Source organism: Microbacterium sp. A93, from assembly GCF_051842835.1.
On record NZ_JBPXMT010000007.1, the window covers coordinates 281,415 to 301,708 of the forward strand.

The 20,294-nt window shown below is 64.6% G+C and carries 17 protein-coding genes and 1 tRNA gene; 12 read left to right on the top strand and 6 right to left on the bottom strand.

Features of this window, described 5'->3' with window-relative positions; translation table 11 throughout:
• Positions 1 to 40: 40 nt before the first annotated feature.
• Complete coding sequence (locus tag ACSU1G_RS18905) at positions 41 to 1,045, bottom strand: LacI family DNA-binding transcriptional regulator (protein WP_439281526.1); 1,005 nt, start codon at positions 1,043 to 1,045, stop codon at positions 41 to 43.
• Between the two features lie 299 nt (positions 1,046 to 1,344).
• Between ACSU1G_RS18905 and ACSU1G_RS18910 the strand changes: the two genes are divergently transcribed.
• The 4 genes from ACSU1G_RS18910 (at position 1,345) to ACSU1G_RS18925 (ending at position 5,751) form a co-directional block, all read left to right on the top strand.
• A complete protein-coding gene (locus ACSU1G_RS18910) occupies positions 1,345 to 2,037 on the top strand; it encodes a M24 family metallopeptidase (protein ID WP_439281527.1) in 693 nt (230 codons plus the stop codon).
• Positions 2,038 to 2,087: 50 nt separating this feature from the next.
• Positions 2,088 to 3,260, top strand: a complete 1,173-nt coding sequence (locus ACSU1G_RS18915) for an MFS transporter (protein ID WP_439281642.1) — start codon at positions 2,088 to 2,090, stop codon at positions 3,258 to 3,260.
• Positions 3,261 to 3,619: 359 nt separating this feature from the next.
• Positions 3,620 to 4,048 (top strand): MarR family winged helix-turn-helix transcriptional regulator, encoded by a 429-nt coding sequence (locus ACSU1G_RS18920; protein ID WP_439281528.1) that lies wholly within the window; start codon positions 3,620 to 3,622, stop codon positions 4,046 to 4,048.
• Between the two features lie 95 nt (positions 4,049 to 4,143).
• The gene (locus ACSU1G_RS18925) at positions 4,144 to 5,751 is read left to right on the top strand and encodes an SPFH domain-containing protein (protein ID WP_439281529.1); all 1,608 of its coding nucleotides are present in this window, start codon (positions 4,144 to 4,146) and stop codon (positions 5,749 to 5,751) included.
• A gap of 111 nt (positions 5,752 to 5,862) precedes the next feature.
• Here the strand turns inward: ACSU1G_RS18925 and ACSU1G_RS18930 are convergent, their stop codons facing one another.
• Positions 5,863 to 6,597, bottom strand: coding sequence for an ABC transporter permease (locus tag ACSU1G_RS18930; RefSeq protein ID WP_439281530.1), 735 nt, complete (start codon positions 6,595 to 6,597; stop codon positions 5,863 to 5,865).
• A complete protein-coding gene (locus ACSU1G_RS18935; RefSeq protein ID WP_439281643.1) occupies positions 6,594 to 7,415 on the bottom strand; it encodes an ABC transporter ATP-binding protein in 822 nt (273 codons plus the stop codon). Before ACSU1G_RS18935 ends, ACSU1G_RS18930 begins: the two co-directional genes overlap by 4 nt.
• A 156-nt stretch (positions 7,416 to 7,571) precedes the next feature.
• Between ACSU1G_RS18935 and ACSU1G_RS18940 the strand changes: the two genes are divergently transcribed.
• On the top strand, positions 7,572 to 9,227 hold the full coding sequence (locus ACSU1G_RS18940) for a DUF222 domain-containing protein (RefSeq protein ID WP_439281531.1): 1,656 nt from the start codon (positions 7,572 to 7,574) through the stop codon (positions 9,225 to 9,227).
• 123 nt (positions 9,228 to 9,350) lie between these two features.
• A complete protein-coding gene (hrpB, locus tag ACSU1G_RS18945) occupies positions 9,351 to 11,900 on the top strand; it encodes an ATP-dependent helicase HrpB (RefSeq protein ID WP_439281644.1) in 2,550 nt (849 codons plus the stop codon).
• Positions 11,901 to 11,918: 18 nt separating this feature from the next.
• Here the strand turns inward: hrpB and ACSU1G_RS18950 are convergent, their stop codons facing one another.
• Positions 11,919 to 13,406: an L-serine ammonia-lyase, iron-sulfur-dependent, subunit alpha gene (locus ACSU1G_RS18950; protein ID WP_439281532.1), complete on the bottom strand. Its 1,488-nt coding sequence runs from the start codon at positions 13,404 to 13,406 to the stop codon at positions 11,919 to 11,921.
• Positions 13,407 to 13,463: 57 nt separating this feature from the next.
• On the opposite strand from ACSU1G_RS18950, the gene ACSU1G_RS18955 reads away from it, so the two are divergent.
• The 5 genes from ACSU1G_RS18955 to ACSU1G_RS18975 all read left to right on the top strand — a co-directional run bounded on the left by ACSU1G_RS18955 (position 13,464) and on the right by ACSU1G_RS18975 (position 18,359).
• Positions 13,464 to 14,213, top strand: a complete 750-nt coding sequence (locus ACSU1G_RS18955; protein ID WP_439281533.1) for a GntR family transcriptional regulator — start codon at positions 13,464 to 13,466, stop codon at positions 14,211 to 14,213.
• Between the two features lie 183 nt (positions 14,214 to 14,396).
• Positions 14,397 to 16,355: a DUF4073 domain-containing protein gene (locus ACSU1G_RS18960; RefSeq protein ID WP_439281534.1), complete on the top strand. Its 1,959-nt coding sequence runs from the start codon at positions 14,397 to 14,399 to the stop codon at positions 16,353 to 16,355.
• A gap of 62 nt (positions 16,356 to 16,417) precedes the next feature.
• Positions 16,418 to 17,137 (top strand): HAD family hydrolase, encoded by a 720-nt coding sequence (locus ACSU1G_RS18965; RefSeq protein WP_439281535.1) that lies wholly within the window; start codon positions 16,418 to 16,420, stop codon positions 17,135 to 17,137.
• A 387-nt stretch (positions 17,138 to 17,524) separates the two neighbouring features.
• Complete coding sequence (locus ACSU1G_RS18970; protein ID WP_439281536.1) at positions 17,525 to 17,698, top strand: hypothetical protein; 174 nt, start codon at positions 17,525 to 17,527, stop codon at positions 17,696 to 17,698.
• A complete protein-coding gene (locus ACSU1G_RS18975; RefSeq protein WP_439281537.1) occupies positions 17,685 to 18,359 on the top strand; it encodes a Fic/DOC family protein in 675 nt (224 codons plus the stop codon). The genes ACSU1G_RS18970 and ACSU1G_RS18975 overlap by 14 nt, the downstream gene beginning before the upstream one ends.
• A gap of 261 nt (positions 18,360 to 18,620) precedes the next feature.
• Here the strand turns inward: ACSU1G_RS18975 and ACSU1G_RS18980 are convergent.
• Both ACSU1G_RS18980 and ACSU1G_RS18985 read right to left on the bottom strand, forming a co-directional pair.
• Positions 18,621 to 18,693 (bottom strand) — tRNA-Arg (locus ACSU1G_RS18980).
• 75 nt (positions 18,694 to 18,768) lie between these two features.
• Positions 18,769 to 19,329: an asparagine synthase gene (locus tag ACSU1G_RS18985; RefSeq protein ID WP_439281538.1), complete on the bottom strand. Its 561-nt coding sequence runs from the start codon at positions 19,327 to 19,329 to the stop codon at positions 18,769 to 18,771.
• Positions 19,330 to 19,457: 128 nt separating this feature from the next.
• Between ACSU1G_RS18985 and ACSU1G_RS18990 the strand changes: the two genes are divergently transcribed.
• Positions 19,458 to 20,294, top strand: a complete 837-nt coding sequence (locus ACSU1G_RS18990) for an SDR family NAD(P)-dependent oxidoreductase (protein WP_439281539.1) — start codon at positions 19,458 to 19,460, stop codon at positions 20,292 to 20,294.

Below are 20,294 nucleotides of genomic sequence, written 5' to 3' on the forward strand. Positions count from 1 at the left end.
ACTCCTTTGCCTTATGTAGATTCCGGCCCGGTGCGGATGGCTATGCCGACCGCACCTGACCCGTTGATTGCCGAGTTACAAGTTCTACGGGGACTGTCAGTCGATGTCGTGCATCATCGAGACCTGCGAGCCTCTTGAGCAACAGTTCAACCGACATCCGTCCGAGCTCAGCGACATCCTGTTTGACAGTCGTCAGATTCGGCGCGACGAGCTTCGCGGCGAAGACATCGTCGAACCCCACCAGTGACACATCAGATGGAACATGCACTCCCCGAGACGACAACGCGCTCAACGCACCCAACGCCATCAGGTCATTCGTCGCGAACACAGAAGTAATCCGCTCACGCTCCATCAATTCGTTAGCACGCAGCAACGCTTCCACGCCCGACTCGAGAGTGAAGTCACCATGCTCCAGCCATGCGAGCCCTCCTGCTGCCTCCCAAGCACTCAGGAACCCTTTGACTCGTAAGGCGTTTGAAGTGGGCGCGTCAGGGGCGTCAATGATTAGACATCTACGGTGTCCGAGCGCAAGCAAGTGCTCAGCGATCAGTTTTCCACCGATGTCGTTCTCTGACACGACTGCGTCAAACCCAGTGTCCGCGACCTCTTCATCGACCAGGATCGTCGGTAGAGCACCCAGCACCGATCTCAGTTCGCGTGCTGTTGGTGGCAGACCCGCCGCGTAAATGACACCGTCAACAGCCTTCGACGCGATCACCTCCAGATACGCACGCTCCTTTTCGTGATCGAAGTCAGTGTTCGCGAGGAGGACGTTATATCCAGAAGCCTGAGCAGCAGACTCAGCACCCTTCGCGAGTTCCGCAAAGAAGCTGTTAGAGATGTCCGGGACAACGAGCGCCAGCATCTTCGTAGACCCGGTGGCAAGGGTGCGTGCTGCACGTGACGGCGTGTACTGAAGCTTCTCCATCGCCTCACGAACGGCCCGTGCACGCGGCGCGCTGACCCGGCGGTGACCAGACAGCACGTGCGACACAGTCGTCGGGCTCACACCAGCCTCACGCGCGACATCGGCAATCGAAACCACCTCAGAACTCCTTCGTCTGCAAAGCGCTTCAATCACTGCCATTGCGGGGTTTCCAACGAACTGCAAAGCGCTTTGCACCAGTATGCACACAACCTCACATCCCGTCAACCTTCCGAATGCACGGCCACGGGCTGATGCGATGCTGAGTCGCGCAGCCACCACTGATGGCCGCTGAGAGACCGTGCCGAACGTCAAAACGTGCATCGCTTCGCCCGTCGCGGTGGGATGAGACTCTCTGGCCCATATCACGCATGTGGAGAACTATCTACAATGACCCGAACACCCGTAGAGTGCTCACGATGGACGAGTACGTACAGTTGCAGGAGGTCGCTCGACGCGCCATGGATTTCACCCGCGCTTCGCTCCGCCCCGGCATATCCCTCAAAGCCGTTCGCCAGACCTGCGAGGTCGCACTGCTCGAACTCGGCGCAGATTCGTTCTGGTACTGGAATATCGGAGCGTTCGTATTTGCGGGTGCAGGAACCACAGAGTCGGTCTCCGGACGTCACTACTCGACCCCTGACTATGTGCTCGGGGAAAACGAGCTAATAACGCTGGACTTAAGTCCGCAGCGCAACGGAATCTGGGGTGACTTCGCGCGCACGTTGGTTCTCGAAGACGGCGCCCCTCTCCTAGACGCACGTCACGCGGCGAATCGCGAATGGCGCGCAGGCGTGCGGACGGAGTACGACCTACACGCAGAGTTGATCCGCGTGGCGACACCCGACATGTCATTCGAATACCTGGCCGAAGTGATGAATGCACGAATCATTGATCGTGGGTACGAAAATCTCGACTTCCTGCGAAACCTGGGCCACTCCATCGAGAAGCACAGCGACGACCGCATCTACATTGAGCCGGGAAATCAGCGTCGCTTGGACAGCGTCGATCTCTTCACCTTCGAGCCACACATTCGGCTCGCCAGCGGAAAGTTCGGTTTCAAGCACGAAGACATCTACCGGTTCATAGACGGGCATCTGTCCGCCATTTAGGATGGCAGTTCGATAACCTGGATCGGGTGTCGCTCGGTCGTTCCTTTCGTGTGCTCTGGGGAGCGAACGCTGCATCGAACCTGGCTGACGGCTTGGCGTTCGTCTCAATCCCGCTCCTGGCAACTTCACTTACCGATGATCCGCGCTGGGTTGCCGGTCTCTCTACGCTGTATGCGCTCGTCCGACTACTTGTAGCTCTTCCAATCGGCGTGTGGGTCGATCGTGTGGATCGACGAGCAATCCTGATCGTCGCGAACGTCCTGCGTGGCGTTGCCGTCCTCGCCCTTGCGGTCTGCGTACAACTGAGCATCGGTGGACTCGTTCTTCTCTATGCTGCCTTCGCGGTCATCGGTACGCTCGAGAGTGCCGCCGATAACGCGGCAGTCTCCCTCGTTCCCAGCATCGTGCAGAAGGACAAGCTGGACACCGCAAACGGCCGGATCTCAGCGGCACAGCTCGTCGCCGATGAATTCGCCGGTCCCCCACTTGGCGGATTCCTCTTCGCGATCGCCGCGGCCGTGCCGATCTTCGCTATGGGTGGGCTCTGGGCGACCGCTGGTCTTATCGCGCTGGCACTCCCATTACGTCGTGCAACTGCACCCGACACGGCGCCAATAGCACGCGTCTCAATATGGCGAGAGGCCGCGGCAGGCGCATCGTGGCTTGCACACCATCGCATCGTCGGAGGACTGGCGTTGATTGGAGCGTTAGCGAGCATCGGGTACATGCTTCCGTTCTCGATCCTTGTCATCTTCGTCCAAGAGCAGCTCGGGATCAACGGAGCCGGGTACGGCCTGATCCTCGCAGTCTCGGCACTCGGTGGGCTCCTCGGCTCCTTCGTTACAGCGCGCATTCGCTCGTGGATCGGATACCGCTGGGCGATCGTTGCAAGCTTGCTCACCGGAGCCGTGTCGCTGTTGGCCCTCGCCGCCACCGAAAACGGAGCGATCGCCGCTGCCCTTCTGGCGATCTACATCCTCCATGCGGTGGTTTGGGGGATTTGCGCGACATCGATCCGTCAGCGCCTCGTACCAGACGCACTCCGCGGCCGCATCAACGCCGCATCTCGTGTCCTCGGCCTAGTCGGGCTTGCTCTCGGATCGCTTCTCGGCGGCGCCCTCGCCGTCGTTCATATCGCTCTGCCCGTGGCAGTCGGCGGTGCCGTCTTCGTGATCTGCGCATGCACAGCTCTCGTCCTGATCCGGACCGTTGATACCGACTGACCAAGCTCGTTCGCGTGGTCCGGAACACTCAACACCAGCGCGCCTGGCATCGCTGCACGACCCTGTGCAAACCCACCGAACCACAGAAGGATTGACAAAAAGTACAGGTGCGCCATCAGCGCCACAAGATCGACGGCAAAAACTACAGATGCGCTGGCAACGGACACCCACTCAAAGACACCCCAAAGAAAAGTAACCAAACCGTTGCATTCGTTACCCCGCCGTTATACAGTAATCACACGGTGAATGTTTGCTGTGGCATACACCGCATGTGATTGCAGGACACTCTTGGTGCAAGGGACAAGGGCCGGTCGGGAGCCTCTCCGACCGGCCCTTCACCGTTCCGTTACGCTGTTGTTATGACCGACCGAAAGCTCGCGCTCGAAGCGTGGGAAGGCCTGTTCCGCGCGCAGCATGAACTCTTCGCCGCGATGGCGACAGACTTCGAGAACACACCGATCACGCAGGCCGAGTACGACGTACTCCTCACCGTCACGCGTGCCCCGGACATGACCACTCGCCTGCGCGACGTGACAGCGAACATGCTCATCAGCCAGCCCAGCGTCTCGCGCCTCGTCGACCGCATGGTTGCGCGGGATTTGATATCCAAATGTCCTGATCCCGAGGACGGGCGCGGAGCCCTGATCAGGGCGACGGATGCTGGCGCTCGCGCCTTCCGCGACGTGGCTTTGGTGCATGGCCGATCGATCGCGGAGCAGATGTCACGCCTCGACGGCAGTGAACTGCGCACACTCCGAGAGCTGACCAATAAGCTCCGCGGGGCCTGACCAAAGCATCCACACCCCCACTGTTCGCCGGCCATCTCTGGCATAGTCGACTCTGTGTAGTTTCCGCGAAAGCGGACCACAGGGAGGGTACTTATATGGAGATCGCAGGAGCCTTTGGCGTCCTAATTCTCGTCGGCATCGCTGTCGTCGTCCTGATCGTGGTCGGCCTGATCACACTGCTGCTCGCACGCAGCTGGATCAAGGTGGCGCGCGCAGATGAGGCACTCGTCATCTCGGGCCGCAAGCAGAAAGTGCAACGCGCGATCGTCTCCGCGGATGGCACCAGCAGTTCTGAAATCGTCGACTCGCCCGTTACGGTCATCGTTAACGGCAAGTCGCTCGTCAACCCGATCACGCAGCGCCACGAGATCATCTCGCTGCGCTCGCGCCAGGTTTCATTGAACGCCGAGGCGCAGTCGCTGGACAGCGTGACTCTGAACGTCGATGGCGTCGCGATCGTGAAGATCGGCTCCGACCCGCTGTATGTGCGCCGCGCCGCAGAGCGTTTCGCCTCGCAGGACTCCGCCATCGAGCAGTTCACTACCGAGCAGCTCGAAGGTGCTCTCCGCGGGATCGTCGCGACGCTGTCCGTCGTCGAGCTGATGCGCGATCGCAAGCTGTTCTCCGACCAGATCGCTGCAGACGTCTCACAAGATCTTGCCGAGCAGGGTCTGATCCTGGACTCGTTCCAGATCAAGGGCATCACCGACGCCGTCGGCTACATCCAGTCGCTCGGTGCGCCGGAGATCCAGTCGAAGCGCCAGTCGGCCGAGATCTCGCAGACCAACGCTGATCGTGCGATTAACCAGAAGGTCATCGCCAACCAGGAATCGAACCTGGTCGAGCAGACCGCCCTCGACACGAACACCGCCAACTCGAATGCCGGCATCGGCCGTGCCCGTGCTGAGGCAGAGCAGGCAGAGCACCTCGCGCGCGCCCAGGCCGAGCAGGCCGTTCTCCAGCAGCAGGCAGAGAACCGTCAGGCGCAGCTGGATGCCGACGTCAAGCGTGTCGCGGATGCACAGCGATACGAGGCCGAGACACGAGCGCAGGCCGAGCTGTACACGCGCGAGAAGGCGGCCGAGGCCGGAGCGATCGAGCAGGTCAAGCAGGCAGAGGCACGCACCCGCATCGCCGAACAGCAGGCAGAGGCTGACAAGGCCCGCGCGGCCGGTGAAGCCCACGCCGCCGAAGCGAAGGCAACAGGTGAGGCCAACGCCCTCCGCGCTCTCGCTGAGGCCGAATCCGAGGCTCGTCGCCTGCGCGCCAACGCAGAAGCCGATGCCATCCGCGCTGAGGGTGACGCGCGAGCATCCGCCCTCGAAGCAGAAGCGAAGGCCATCGCGTCGAACCAGGAAGCATTCCTCTCGCAGCGCGTGCTCGACGTCCTGCCGAGCATCATGAGCGAGTTCGCCAAGGGCTACGCCACGATCGGCAGCGTCTCGATCATCGGCGGTTCCGGTGAAGACGGCGCCTCCAGCGTTGTCGGCGCCGACAGCGCTAAAGCGTTGAAGTCGGTGTTCGACAGCGTGAGCGCGGCCACCGGACTCGACCTCGCCGGGATCATCCAGGGCCAGGCCGTCGGACGGGGCATCGGCACCAGCATCGCCCAGGCGCAGGCTCCCGCCGAGGCACCCAAGCGCGCCAAGGCGAAGGCTCCCGCGTCCGCAGCGACGCCCCCGGTGCCGCCCGCTGCAAGCTGATAACCAACACAGAATGCCCCGCCGCGGATCCTCCAGGATCCATGGCGGGGCATTTTTTGGCCTCAGGGGCCGGCGGGTCACTGTTCGCGGCGGGTCACTGTGCGCGGCGGGTTACTGCGTGCGGCGGCGTAGCGTCAGCGGCGCCAACACGAGGAAACCGACCGCGAACGCCGCCACAATCAGCATCGGACCCCCGACATCCCATCCCTCATCCCCCGCAGCGACCGCCTGGATCGCGTCGATCCCATGGCTGAGCGGCAGCCAGTCAGAGATCGCGTACAGTACGTCGGGCATCTGATCGCGGGGCATGAAGAGCCCACCGAGGATGATCTGTGGGAAGACCAGCAACGGCATGAATTGCACCGCCTGGAACTCGGTCTGCGCAAAAGCGCTGGCCAGTAGTCCGAGGGCCGTGCCGAGCACGGCATCCACTACCGCCACCGCGCCGAGCTGCCAGAGTGGCCCGTCGATCTCCAAGCCGCAGACGTAGACGGCGAAGGCAACGGTGATCACCGCCTGCACAATGGCCATCAGAGCGAACGCGAGGGCGTAGCCGAGAATGAAGTCCGCCTTGCCGAGGGGCGTCGTCATCAACCGTTCGAGAGTTCCAGACCGCCGCTCGCGCAGCGTCGTGATCGAGGTGATGAGAAACATCACTATGAACGGGAACAGCGCCAGGATCGCACCGCCGAACTGATTGAAGACGCCTTCTTGATCCGCGAACAACCACGCGAACAGCCCCACCAGCAGGCTCGGGGCGATGAGCATCAGGGCAATCGAGCGCGGATCGTGGCGCAGCTGACTGAGCACGCGCCCCGCCGTGGCGAAAGTGCAGCGGAAGTTCATCGTTCCCCCTCCTGCTCTCGGCGTGAGCGACGCGTGTCCGGCGGCGGCGCGGCGCTAGCTCGTGCAGCCTCGGTGTCGCGAGCATCCGCTACGTCACGTTCGATCAACGTAAGGAAGGCCGCTTCAGCATCTTTCTCACCCGTGGTCTCGAGCAGGCTGTGCGGAGTCGTGTCGGCGATGATCCGTCCCTCGCGCATGAGCAACAGCCGATCGCAGCGCAGCGCCTCATCCATGACGTGGCTCGACACGAGCATCGTAGTGCCAGCCTCGGCGATGCGACGAAACAACGCCCAGAGCTCAGAGCGCAGCACCGGGTCAAGCCCCACCGTCGGCTCGTCAAGGACAACCAGTTCCGGAGAACCCAGCAGTGCCACCGCCAATGACACCCGGTTCAGCTGGCCGCCGCTGAGAGCAGCAACGGACTGCTGCGCATGGTCATTGAGGCCCACCTCGGCGATCACGCGATCGACATCATCGCGCGGCGCGTCGAGGACGGATGCAAAATACCGCAGATTCTCGCGCACGCTGAGGTCGGTGTACACAGCCGCGCCCTGCGTGCCGTAGGAGACCCGGCGACGGAGGCCAGAAGATCCAGCGGCTTCTCCAAGCACAGTCACTGATCCGCCTTGCGTGCGCTGCACGCCGACGATCGTGCGCATCAGAGTCGTCTTGCCGCATCCGGACGGTCCGAGAAGCCCGATCACCTCGCCGCGAGGAATGCGCAGCGACAGCCCGTCGAACACGCGCCGGTTCCCCCGACGGACGTGCAGACCTTCAATCACCACGGCATCGCGATCTGCCGCGCGCTCATGAGTCATCATGTCTTGAATTATCGACCTGCTGCGGCCTGCGCGCCATACCAGTTGTTCTGCACAGGCCTGCCTGTTTGTGGAGTTATCCACCATTCGTGAATAGCTTCTGATCTGCGGTTTATCTGGCGGACGAATGTCCGTGGCCTCCTGTGTAATAGAGGTATGACATCCCTTGCAACGGAACTGGAGAACATCGATCGGCAGCTGGCCGACGCGATGACCGGTTCCACCGCGCGTGGTGGCGTGCGACTCGTCAATGACGGCGAACTTCTCGACATCGTGCAGGCTCTGGGGAGTATTCAGCGCCGACTGGATGGTGCGATCGTTGAATCCACGGACCGGGTGGTCGAGCGGGATCAGTGTGAACGCGACGCCCGACTGACGACACAGCTCGGATGCCGCGACGCCGCAGAACTGCTGCGACGCACACTCCTCATCGATGGGCCTGCGGCCCGCCGGTACGTGTCAGCGGTGGCGGCCGTGCACCGCAATCTGGACATCACCTCCGGTGGGTTGCTGCTGGCGCCATTCCCGGAACTGTCCGCGGCGCTGGCCGCGGGGGCGATGTCGTTGAGCGGGTTCCTGGCGTGTACGACACCGCTACTGAAGGCCAGACGCCTAGGGACGGCGGACCGGTTGGCTGCGGATGCCGTGCTTGCACGCTTCGCGACCGGACGGCCGCTGGATGATGACCAACCATCGGATGATGACGACTGCCCACTCGATGACGACACAGCCGGGGCGGGCGAGACCGCACCGTTGCCGACGACGGATGAGCTGGCCGGGCTGACCGCGCATATCATCGACCGCCTCGACCCGGACGGTGCGGAGCCGAAAGACCGGGCGGGGAAGCGCCGCCGGTACTTCACGATCGGGCGCCTCCGCGACGGATCCGTTCCCGTACGCGGTGAGCTCCTTCCGGAAGTCGCCGCCCAGTTGGAGAAGCTGATCGACAGTCTGATGAACCCGAAAGTCGATGACGAGGCCAGTACCGGGGCCGGAGTGCGATTCCGACCCTCCGACGACGTCGCCGACAATGATGGTCCCGGCAGTGGCGGCGACAATGACGGTGACGGTTTCGAGGCCAAGTACAGCACGGCGGCTGATGTCGCGTCCGCCGCTGAGGATGACACTCTCACCGGCCGTGCCGACGGCCTCCCGCCCCACAAGGCCGCCTCGCCCCCACCGGACGCCTCGGACCTGCGCACGCATGCGCAGAAACGGCACGACGCGTTCGCGAGCATCATCATGGTCGCAGCCGCATCCGACGGCATGCCCACCCTCGGCGGTGCCGCACCGACCCTGGTCGTGTCCGTCAGCGCCGAAGACTACCTCGGCCGCACCGGACGGGCGACGGTTGAGGGTGCCGGATATGACGTGCCCCTCGGTGCCGCCGACCACGCCGCGTGCGCGGGCGGTGTGGAACGCGTGCTGTTCGACGAGAATGGTGCGATCGTGGGCATCAGCACCACCGCGCGGATCTTCAACGCCCGCCAACGCCGCGCGATCGTGCTCCGCGACCGCAAATGCCTCATCCCCGGGTGCAACATCCGTGCGGAATGGTGCGAAATCCATCATGTGACCGAACACTCGCGTGGCGGGCCGACCCACACCAGCAACGGGGTACCCCTGTGTTGGCACCACCACCGCACCCTCGACGAACACATCTGGCTCATCCGAATGCGCAACGGGACACCCGAAATCCGCGGACCCAACTGGTGGGACCCCTACGCCCGATGGCGAGCACCACACCTGAACTACACCGCAGTCGACGGAGCCATCGACGGCGAGAGGGAACGAGCACGGACCGCCTGGTGATGCGCGGCGTTGGGAGCAGAGCAAGCGCGATCTCTGAGTAGACGCGACAACCCTGGCCTGCGAGCACACTCCCTCCGAACGCGAGAGACTGGAAGGGTGACCAACGCGCCGTTCGACCTGCCGATGATCGGTCGCGGGCTCGCGTTCGCGTCCGCGGTTGATGACCTCAGCGCCACACTCGACCGGAGCACATCCGTCGTCGTCAGCTCGCCACCGGGGACGGGCAAGACCACGCTCGTCCCACCAATCGTCGCCGATCGCGTTGAGGGCCGCGTGATCGTCACTCAACCACGTCGGGTCGCCGCCCGCGCAGCCGCCCGCCGACTCGCGCAGTTGGACGGATCCCCCCTCGGCTCCCGCGTCGGGTTCACCGTACGCGGCGAGCGCCACGTCGAACCCTCCACCGTGATCGAATTCGTCACCGCCGGTGTGCTGCTGCGCCGCCTGCTCGATGATCCAGGGCTCGACGGGATCGGCGCGGTCATCATCGACGAGGTACACGAGCGCGCACTGGAGACGGACCTGTTGATCGGACTGCTCGGCGAGGTCCGCGAGCTGCGCGAAGATCTCGTCCTCGTCGCGATGTCTGCGACGCTCGACGCCGAGCGGTTCGCGACAGTCCTCGGCACAGACGCATCCCCTGCCCCGATCGTGACGCAGACGGTTCCCGCGTATCCGCTCGATGTGCGCTGGGCGCCGAGTCCCACGCCTCGGTTGGACGAGCGCGGAGTCACCTGGGCATTCCTCGACCACGTCGCGAGCGCGGCGGTTTCCGCGCACCGCGATCTGGTGCGCGCCGATCCGACCGCCGATGCCCTCGTCTTCGCGCCGGGTGCGCGCGAGGTATCCGAGATCGCCCGACGCATCCGCAGTCTCGCCTCGGAGTTCGACGTTCGCGAACTGCACGGCCAGATCCCTGCCGCGGAGCAGGATGCCGTGATCAGCGGGCGGAATCCTGGCCAGGCTGCGCGGATCATCGTGACCACCTCGCTCGCCGAGTCCTCGCTGACTGTCCCCGGCGTGCGCCTCGTCGTCGACACCTGCCTGTCTCGTGCTCCGCAACGCGATGCGGCACGGGGCATGAGCGGACTCGTCACCGGCCCGACCTCCCGGGCTTCTGCCATTCAGCGCGCCGGACGCGCCACCCGACAAGGCCCCGGCGTCGTGGTCCGTTGCGTCGACGAGCGGACGTTCGCTGCAGTCCCTGCACGCCCTGCCCCCGAGATCATCACGACGGATCTCACCGACGCCGCTCTGCTTCTCGCCTGCTGGGGCGCGCCAGGCGGTATGGGTCTTCGGCTGGTCGATCCGCTCCCCACCGACAGCCTGGGCGATGCCCTCTCCGTGTTGCACGGACTCGGCGCAATCGATGCCGATGGCCGAGCCACCGCCGAAGGCAGGCAGCTCGCCAAGGTCCCGACAGATCCTCGCCTTGCCCGCGCACTTCGCGACGGCAGCGCGCTGGTTGGTGCGCGCACCGCAGCCGAGGTCGTCGCCCTGATCGGCGGCGAACTCCGCGTCGCGGACGGAGATGTCGCGACCACGCTCATCGCGCTGCGAAACGGACGAAGCCCTGACACCCGCCGCTGGGAGCAGGAAGTCCGACGCCTCGAACGCTTCACCTCCACTTCCAGCAAGACCAGCAAGACAGGTGCAGAGCGCAGAGGCACCGATCAGGTTGGACTCGTCATCGCACTCGCGTTCCCCGAGCGGATCGCCCGCCGCGTCGATCACTCGGCGCACGGCGCCACCTTCCTCCTCGCCTCCGGAACCCGTGCCGGGATCACAGGTCCGCTCGCGGGCACCGAGTGGCTGGCGGTGGCTGATGTCACCCGCGCGCAGGGGCGAGCAACGGCCGGCACTGGCGCGATCATCCGCTCCGCCGCCGTCATCTCGGAAAGCCAGGCAGAGCAGGCAGCCACCCATCTGATCACTGACCGGATCGAAGCGCAGTTCGTGAATGGTCGCGTCCAGGCACGTCGCGAGCGTCGGCTCGGCGCGATCGTCCGCTCGTCCGTCCCTGTGCGCGTTCAGGCAGGCGAAGGCGGCCGAGATGCCGCACGCCGCGCCGTCGAAGAACAGGGCCTCGGGGTGTTCACGTGGTCGGAGGCCGCGGATGGCCTGCGGCGGCGCCTCGCCCTGCTGCACCGCGAACTCGGGTCGCCCTGGCCGGATGTCTCGGATGCCGCGCTCCTCGGCACCCTCGATTCCTGGCTCGGGCCCGAGCTATCGAACCTCGCCACCGGCACACCGGCCGCACGCATCGATCTGACCTCGGCGCTTCGGCGCGTGCTTCCCTGGCCGGCCGCGGTGGATTTCGACGCGCTAACTCCTGAACGCCTCGAGGTACCCAGCGGATCACGCGTCCGTCTCACCTACCCGCCTATCGATGACCCGACTGCGCGTCCCGTCGTAGCCGTGAAACTGCAGGAATGCTTCGGCTGGGCGGAGACTCCGCGCCTCGTAAGCGGGCGAGTGCCAGTGTTGTTCCATCTGCTCTCCCCCGGCGGGCATCCGCTCGCCGTGACCGACGACCTCGCATCGTTCTGGGCCGGTCCGTATTCGCAGGTGCGCGCAGAGATGCGCGGCCGATATCCGAAGCATCCATGGCCTGAGGACCCCTGGTCCACGGCTCCCACCCGGCACACCACGCGTCGCGCTGCAGGGAAGTAGCCGAGCCACGACAGGCGCTCAGCACTCGATGACGTTGACCGCGAGGCCGCCCTCGCTGGTCTCCTTGTACTTCGTGGACATGTCGAGTCCGGTCTGCCGCATCGTCTCTACGACGGCGTCCAACGAGACGTAGTGATGCCCGTCGCCGCGCAAGGCGAGGCGCGAAGCGGTCACCGCTGTGGATGCCGCAATCGCATTTCGTTCGATACACGGGATCTGCACGAGTCCGCCGATCGGGTCGCAGGTGAGGCCGAGGTGGTGCTCCATTGCGATCTCGGCGGCATTCTCAATCTGCCGGTTGGTGCCGCCCATCACCGCGGTGAGCCCGGCGGCCGCCATCGCACATGCGGACCCGACCTCGGCCTGGCAGCCGCCCTCCGCTCCAGAAATCGAGGCATTCGCTTTGAACAACGATCCGAGAGCGGTCGCGGTGAGCAAAAAGCGGCGGATGCCACGGCGACGGTTCGCCTCGGCAACCACCTCGCCATCGGCATCCGACACGGCCGTCACCTCCCCACCGAACCCGAGCAGCGCACTGCCGACGAGCTCGCCGTACGGCGTGACGGCATTGCCCGCCCCGAGTCCTGAGTCAGCGAGGAACCGCCACCAGTACATCGCGACCGCCGGAAGGATGCCCGCAGCACCGTTCGTCGGCGCGGTGACGACTCGTCCACCGGCAGCGTTTTCCTCATTGACGGCGAGCGCGAAGGCGCCAAGCCATTCGCCAGGAATCTCCCGCGCACCATCGGCTTCCGCAAATTCCAACTGCTCGCGTATCGCGCCGGCACGACGCTTGACCTTGAGGAAGCCCGGCAGCACACCGTCGGCGTGCAGACCAGCATCCACGCAGGATGCCATCGCATCCCAGATCGCGTCGAGGCCGGCGGCGACCTCCTCTTCAGACCGCAGCGCCATCTCGTTGTGCCGCGCGATGTCGGCGATTGAGAGGCCATGCTCGTCACACAGATCCAGCAGCGACGCGGCGTCGGGGTAAGCGAAGGGGAACCCGCTCGCGGCGATCTGAGCATCCTCGCCCTCTCGCCGGATGAATCCACCACCGACCGAGTAGTAGGTCTCCTCTGCATGCGCAGCACCGTCGGCAGAAAGCGCCGTGAGAGTCATCGCGTTCGGATGCCCCGGCAACCGCGTGCGCGGCGCGAACTGGATGTCGTCTTTGGCGAACGCGACCTCGTGCACACCGTCAACGAGAAGTCCCGTTCCCTCGGGGAAGTTCGTCCAGGCGGCACGCACTTCGGCGGGTTCACACGTCTCCGGGGCAAGTCCGCGCAGACCTGCCACGACAGCATCCGGTGTGCCGTGTCCGATTCCGGTCGCCCCGAGCGAGCCGTACAGTGTGCAGGTCACCCGCGCCACATCGGCAAGTGCGCCGCTGGCGCTCAGTCGCTGGGCGAAGTCGAGCGCCGCTCGCATCGGCCCGACCGTATGGGAGCTCGAAGGCCCCACTCCGATGGAGAAGAAGTCGAATGCCGAGACGTACGCTGTCACGACTCCAGGCTACGCCGGGAGGCGTGTTCGTGCGCCGTTCTGGGCCAGACTGGTGGCGTGACCATCGACGCACCGCGTTATCGCCATGTCGCGGACCGTCTCGCACAGCGAATCGCCGACGGAGAGTTCCCTGTCGGGTCCATGCTGCCGGGCGAACAGGCCTTAGCCGGCGAACATGGCGTCGCGCGAGGCACCGTGCGCAGCGCCCTGGCTCTGCTCGCCCGGCGCGGCGCTGTCTCCTCGCGACCCGGCGCCGGGTGGATCGTACAATCGTCTGCGCACACGCAGGGTCTCGCCGCGTTCGGTTCCTTCGCTCAATGGGCAAAGAATCGCGGCCTCACCCCGGGCGGACAGGTCATCCAGGAGCAGGAATCGCACGCGACCGCAGATGAGGCACGGATGCTGCGGATCGCGCAGGGTTCCTTCGTGCTGCGATTCACCCGACTGCGCAGTCTCGACGGGCACGTGGTGATGATCGAGCGGCCCGTGTATCCGGCGTGGATCGCTGCCGCACTACGCGGGCTGCCCGTCGACACGCCCTCCCATGCGGCAGTGCTCGAGGCTGCCGGCCACGGCGAAGTATTCGGTTCGCACCGGATCGATGCTGTCGCCGCCTCGAGTGAGGATGCACGTCTGCTCGGCGTGCGGCGGTCGAGCCCACTGCTACGCGTGCGGCGACAGGCCTTCGCGCGTGACGGGCGCCCGCTTGACCTCACCGAAGATCGCTATCTGCCCGATGCCGTGTCATTCGAGGCCTCGTCAACCTCAGATGCCCAACCCGGAGGATGGACCCGCACCCTCTCCTGACGTTGACGTTGACGTTGACGCTGACGCTGACGACGGCAACTGGACAGCTGTGCACAGCCGTCCCTGCCATTTCGGCGGATACCGGCCGGTTTCGCACCCCGTTGGCGAGGTGTTCATCGAACGTTCGAAGACGGTGTCGAGACTCGAGGCAACGCCACCCCGGCGCCCGCCGAAAGGATCACGATGCCTCCCCTCAACCGCTCCCGCCCGCATCTGCGGCGCGCGATCGTCGTTGCCACGACGATCGGCCTCATCGCCGTTCCCGCCGTTCCCGCCGCCGCCGTCGACAGCTTTGGCCAGAGCGTCCCGTCCGCTGTCGACACTCAGGCCGGATCGACCTTGACGATCACCGGCGACCCCGAGCAGCCTGCGCCGGGTGACTCGAACGCCGCCGTCGAGATCGACCCGATCGTCACGAACAATGACACTGACGAGGTCATCGCACGCGAAGCCTTCGGCACTAACGGGGCCGATCAGTGGACCGTGAGCTTCGACGAGTCCATGACCGACCAGGGCGCCGACGAGTACCGCGGCTGGCAGTTCACCACCCGCGACGAATGGACCGCCGACGTCGACGAGATGCGCAAACGCTTCGGCCGTGCGCTCGACACGATCGTCGTGGCCGACGCGCAGCAGTTCGGGGACCTGCCGTTCGACACCACTCTCACCGGCGCTCCCGTCTCCGTCGAGGGACTGGGGGCAGTACGCCTCACCTTCGACAGCCACTATCGCGGCGCGGCCGGACAGTCCGGCACCGTCGGGGTGAGCTTCGACGGAGGCGAGACGACCGAGATCCTGCGGCTCGATTCGGCGTCCGTCGCCGACGGCTACGACGCGCGCCAGCTGAACTACGCACAGGATGTCACGGTGGATGTTCCTGCTGGAGCCGAGAACGCCGTCTTCACCTGGAACCTGTCCGGCGGCGCCGACGCTCGATACTGGGCGATCGCCTCTGTCACCGTGCACGAGGCGCTTGCCGCTCCGACCGGCGACCCCACCAGCGCCTGGGTGATGAGTGACATCCAGGGCCACCCGCAGGATCTGCAGCACGCTCTCGGCGACTACGCCGAGCTCCTGCCGGGTGCAGACGCCATGCTGATGGTCGGCGACATCGTGAACACCGGTTCAGACGCGGAATGGGATGAGATCTATGACGTGATGGATGCCACGGCCGACATCCGCCCGCGTCAGACCATCGCGTCGATGGGCAACCACGAGCGCTATGCCGCCGGCGGTTTCGGCGCGAACAGCAACCGGTTCCTCACGTTCGCTGAGCGCGACCGTGTGTGGGACGAGTACGTGATCGAAGGACCGTCGGGCGATCTGCCCGTGATCGTCCTCGGCCAGGAGTTCGCAAGCCCCACGGACGTTGCCATGAGCAATGCTCAGGTGGAGTTCCTCGAGGAGCGTCTCGCTCACTGGACCGCGCTCGACAAGCAGGTCGCCGTGATGACGCACTTCCCTCTCGGCGACACGGTGTCAGCGTCGTGGATCCCCTGGTACCACGGTCACCATCAAATGAACGACCGGCTCACCAGCATCCTGGGCAACTACCCGAACGCGATCGTGTTCTCCGGGCACACGCACTACCCCGCCGAGCTCGGCGACTGGGCAGTGCAGCGCCGTACCGCGGATGGGCACGCCGACGGGTTCTGGGCAGTGAACACCATCGCGATGCACGTGGAATGGGATGCACGTGGAGAGAACACCGCCGGCATCGACGAGATCGTGACGCGTGACATCAACCAGGGGCTGACGCTCGAAGCCTATGGCGACCGAGTTGTGGTGAAGGCCTATGACTTCGCAGGCGACACCTGGCTGCGCGAGGCTGTGATCCCCAACCCGCTCGTCGCGAGCACGACCGTGGAAGGAATCGTGGCTGGCGCTCCGAAGATCGTCTCGACGCACCACCTCGGCATCAAGCCGGGTGCGAAGCTCACGGTCGAAGAGGGCGACTGGACCGATGGCACTGAGTTCGCTTACCAGTGGATGGCCGACGGTGAGCCGATCGACGGCGCCACGACCGATCGGTTCCACCTGGTCGGCAAGTGGAAGGGCCAGGACATCACTGTCCAGGTGACCGGCACCGTTCAGGGCCTCGCTCCGGCGACCATCGAATCCGAGCCGATCCGCATCGACTGACATTCCACAGTGCCCCGCCCTTCCCGAGGGCGGGGCACTGCCGTACCACCACAGGAGATCCAATGCTTTACCCCCGAACACACACCCGTCGTCCGCCTGCCGCGGTCCTGTGGGACATGGACGGCACCATTGTCGATACCGAAGGCCACTGGATCACTGCGGCCGTGCGGATGCTGGCGGAGGACGACGTGGTCGCGCCGCGGTCAGCGCTCGACGAGCTGATCGGACTCGCTCTGCCCGATGGTGCGCGTGTGATCCATGCACTCGGGGCGTCGGGTTCATCTGAGTCGATCGTCGCGCGCTGGCTCGAACTGGCATTGGAGTGCACCCGCGCAGAGGGAATCGACTGGCGCCCGGGCGCGCGGAGCCTGTTGAGCGAAATCAAGGCCGCTAGCGTGCCGCTGGCTCTGGTGACGATGTCCTACCGGCGATACGCCGAGGAGATCCTCACGGTCCTCCCCTCCGGGACATTCGACAGGATCGTCACCGGCGACGATGTGTCACGGGGCAAACCGTTCCCCGACGCTTATCTTCGCGCTGCCGAGCTGCTGGGCGTCGATCCGGCGGATTGCGTCGCGATCGAAGATTCTCCGGTCGGTCTTGCCGCCGCGCGTGCAGCCGGTGTGGCAACGATCGGCGTGCCACATCACTTGCCGCTCGCCGACGACAGCGCCGATGTGCTCTGGCCGACGCTGAGCGGGCGCGGCGTGCAGGATCTCCATCTGCCCCTGCGCGTGCAGCATCCGTCCGCAGGGTCGAACCCCCAACCTTCTGCTCCGTAGTAATAAGGCTGGGAGAGCCAGATCCAGGTAATAACTGGGGTCGCGGTTGCTCGTGCACACATTCGTGCACACATCCATATGGCGCTCGTTTCGGGCCGATCAGCGAAGTTTTCAGCACGCAACTCGATCACGGCGCTTCTGCGCCATCGGCACTGTGCGAGACGGGCGACAGTCCACCGCTTCAGGCGACGTCACCCTTCTTGTTCAGTTTGACGCAAAACGTGGGCACGGATTCTTGGGACTGGCAGTCCGCGCGTTCGCCATCCGAATCATTCTCGTCCACATACGCGGTCGCCGCCAGCGTGTAGAAATCCGATACCTGACCCATCCATAACTGCCACGCCCACTGCTTACCGGGTAGAATCAGATGGGACAGATGGAGAAAACATGACCATCACTGAAGCACGGGCCTTTCAGGTAGATGCCGCGATCCACAGCGCCGAGATCGAAGGCCTTACAGTGACGCCCGGCACTCGCGCCGATGCTGACTCGTACATTGCGGGCACCATCGATTCACACGAACTCGTCGATCGAGTACGTGCCCGGTATGGCCTCTCCTGATTTCTTCGACCCATACCTGATTCCCGGCAGCAACGCCCTTCGAAACCTTGTCGGCGCCACATCGACGTCAGAGCTCTCGTTCGCCGAAGCCGACCTGTCCTTTGCACGAGCGCTCCAGCTACTTGAGGCTCCAGCACCTGCAACAAACGACCTCCGCGAGCTGCAGGCGATTCATCTTCACCTGTTCCAGGACGTCTACGACTGGGCCGGTGAGTTGCGCACGGTCGACGTACGCAAGAGCGTCCCTGACGCGGACTTCTTCCTGCCCTACGGCTTCATCGAGAACGCCGCTGCGATCTGCTTCAGAGAACTCGCCGAACAGCAGTTCCTCGTCGGACTCGGCAGAAAGACATTCGTCGAACGGCTGGCCTACCACTACGAGAAAATCAACTACATCCACCCGTTCCGTGAGGGCAACGGCCGCACACAACGCATCTACTGGAATCGCGTGGCATTTCAGGCCGGCTGGCAGCTGGATTGGCGCCCCGTTCACGGCGAAGAGAACCACACAGCAGCTCGAGTCGGATCAGACCAGCAAGATCTCGGCCCATTGATTCGGATGTTCGACAAGATCGTGACGGAACGTCAGGACATCGGAACTGAATCTTGGCCGACACAGGAGATCCAGCGGCTGTCGATCATGCCGCCTGAGGGCCGTTGAACGCCCACAGGACTGGCACCACGTTTGCCACCTCACAGGACTGGCGCTGCGGTCGAGATGCACACATAGGTGCACACAAAGCTTTCTGATTCGCCGTCGGCGACGAGACATCTATCGTCCCGTTTCCGCGGATTCACGCGGACGCACAGGCAGCGGCGACCTCAAGCTCCTCTAATTCGCATCAGACGCGATCAGAAGACCCCAGAAACGAAAAAAGGGCCGATAACCGGCCCTTTTTCCATTCACTGTCTCAATACTCTGTGCGCCCGAAGGGACTCGAACCCCTAACCTTCTGATCCGTAGTCAGATGCTCTATCCATTGAGCTACGGGCGCATATTTTCGGCCTGTTCCAGTGGAACGGGCCTCACAAAGAATACATGACGGAGGGCCCGAACGCGAAACCGGGCGTCAACCCGCCGCTTCGCGCTTGCGTTTTGCACGCTGCTGCGACGACAACGCCTGCAGATCGACGAGGCGAAGCGCCTGCATCCGCGCCTCGCGCATGACCTCGTATTCAGGATCTTGGTCAGGACGCATGCCTTCGACGTGCAATCGGCGATCGAGATTGCCACGCACATCACCCCAGGCAGCCTCACGAGCATCCTCAACGAGCACACCCAGCTTCTCTGGGTCTTCTGCCATCGCCTTCAGCCGATCGGCGACACCAGCCGACTGCTTGGCTCGGCGGCGGAGGTTGCGCACGTCGCGATCGCGGTAGTCGTGCGTACCCGATGGATCAGAGTGACGACCCCGCGCACGCCGGCGCAACGTGGTCACCATCTCGGCCGCCTGCTCGGATTCCGCTGCCATCGCATGCAGCGCGTCGCGCGCGACATCCAGGTACTGGGTGGCATCGAACACCCCACCCTTAGCGATCGTGCCGACAAGGATCTGATTCTTCACCGTCAGCCGTGCCGCGGCCGTGGCAATGGCGACGCCCTCGGCGATAGCATCCGCAGTTCGTCCCACCACAACCTCCTCTCGAAAGCGTACCGTTACCGGCAGACGTCCGTGTCGGCCAGAATAGACTCAACAGGCTCTCCCCGACTGCAAAGAAGCGAACGGCGCATACCCGAATGCGCCAGGAGGAGGATTGGATGCGACAGCTCACCCTGGCCGGACACACCACGGTCATCACCGGCGCCGCCAGCGGCATGGGTGCGGAGATCGCGCGCCAGCTGTCCGATGCCGGCGCACACCTCGCTCTCGTCGACCACAACGCCGAAGCTCTGGAGTCCCTGGCCTCCGAGTTGCCAGGCACAGTCACCGTCCACGTCGTTGATCTGCGCGATGACGAGGCTGTGACGGAAACCGTCGCAGCCATCACCGCCGCTCACCCGCAGATCAACGCGCTCATCACCTGTGCCGGCTCCTCGATGCTCGGCACCCTCGAGCAGCTCACCATGGAGGAGATGCGCTGGCTCGTCGATGTGAATTTATGGGGCACTGTCTCGATCACCAAAGCACTGCTGCCGGCACTGCGCGCGGCACCGGCTGCGCACATCACCCATCTCGCCAGCGTCTATGCGCTCGCCGCGCCCGCAGGACGCATCCCCTATGCGATGAGCAAATTCGCCGTGCGCGGTTTCTCTGAGGCTCTGCGCCACGAGCTGGAGGGCAGCGCGGTGAGCGTCGGCGCCGTGTATCCGGCGGGTGTGCGCACAGGCATCATCCTCCACGGACGCTACGCCGCCGCCATCGATCCTGCTGTCGCCGCACGCGCAGCATCAGCCCAGGCTGCGATGTACCACACCGAACCAGCGGATGCCGCGGCACGCATCATCCGCGCGACCGAACGCCGCAGGGCCCGAACAATGGTCGGGCGTGAAGCGCGGCTCATCGACGTGCTGGTGAGGCTGTCTCCGACTGGCTACTGGCGCGCGATGCGCGGGACGTTACGGCAGGCGACTGACACGACGACGCCGGTGAGCTAG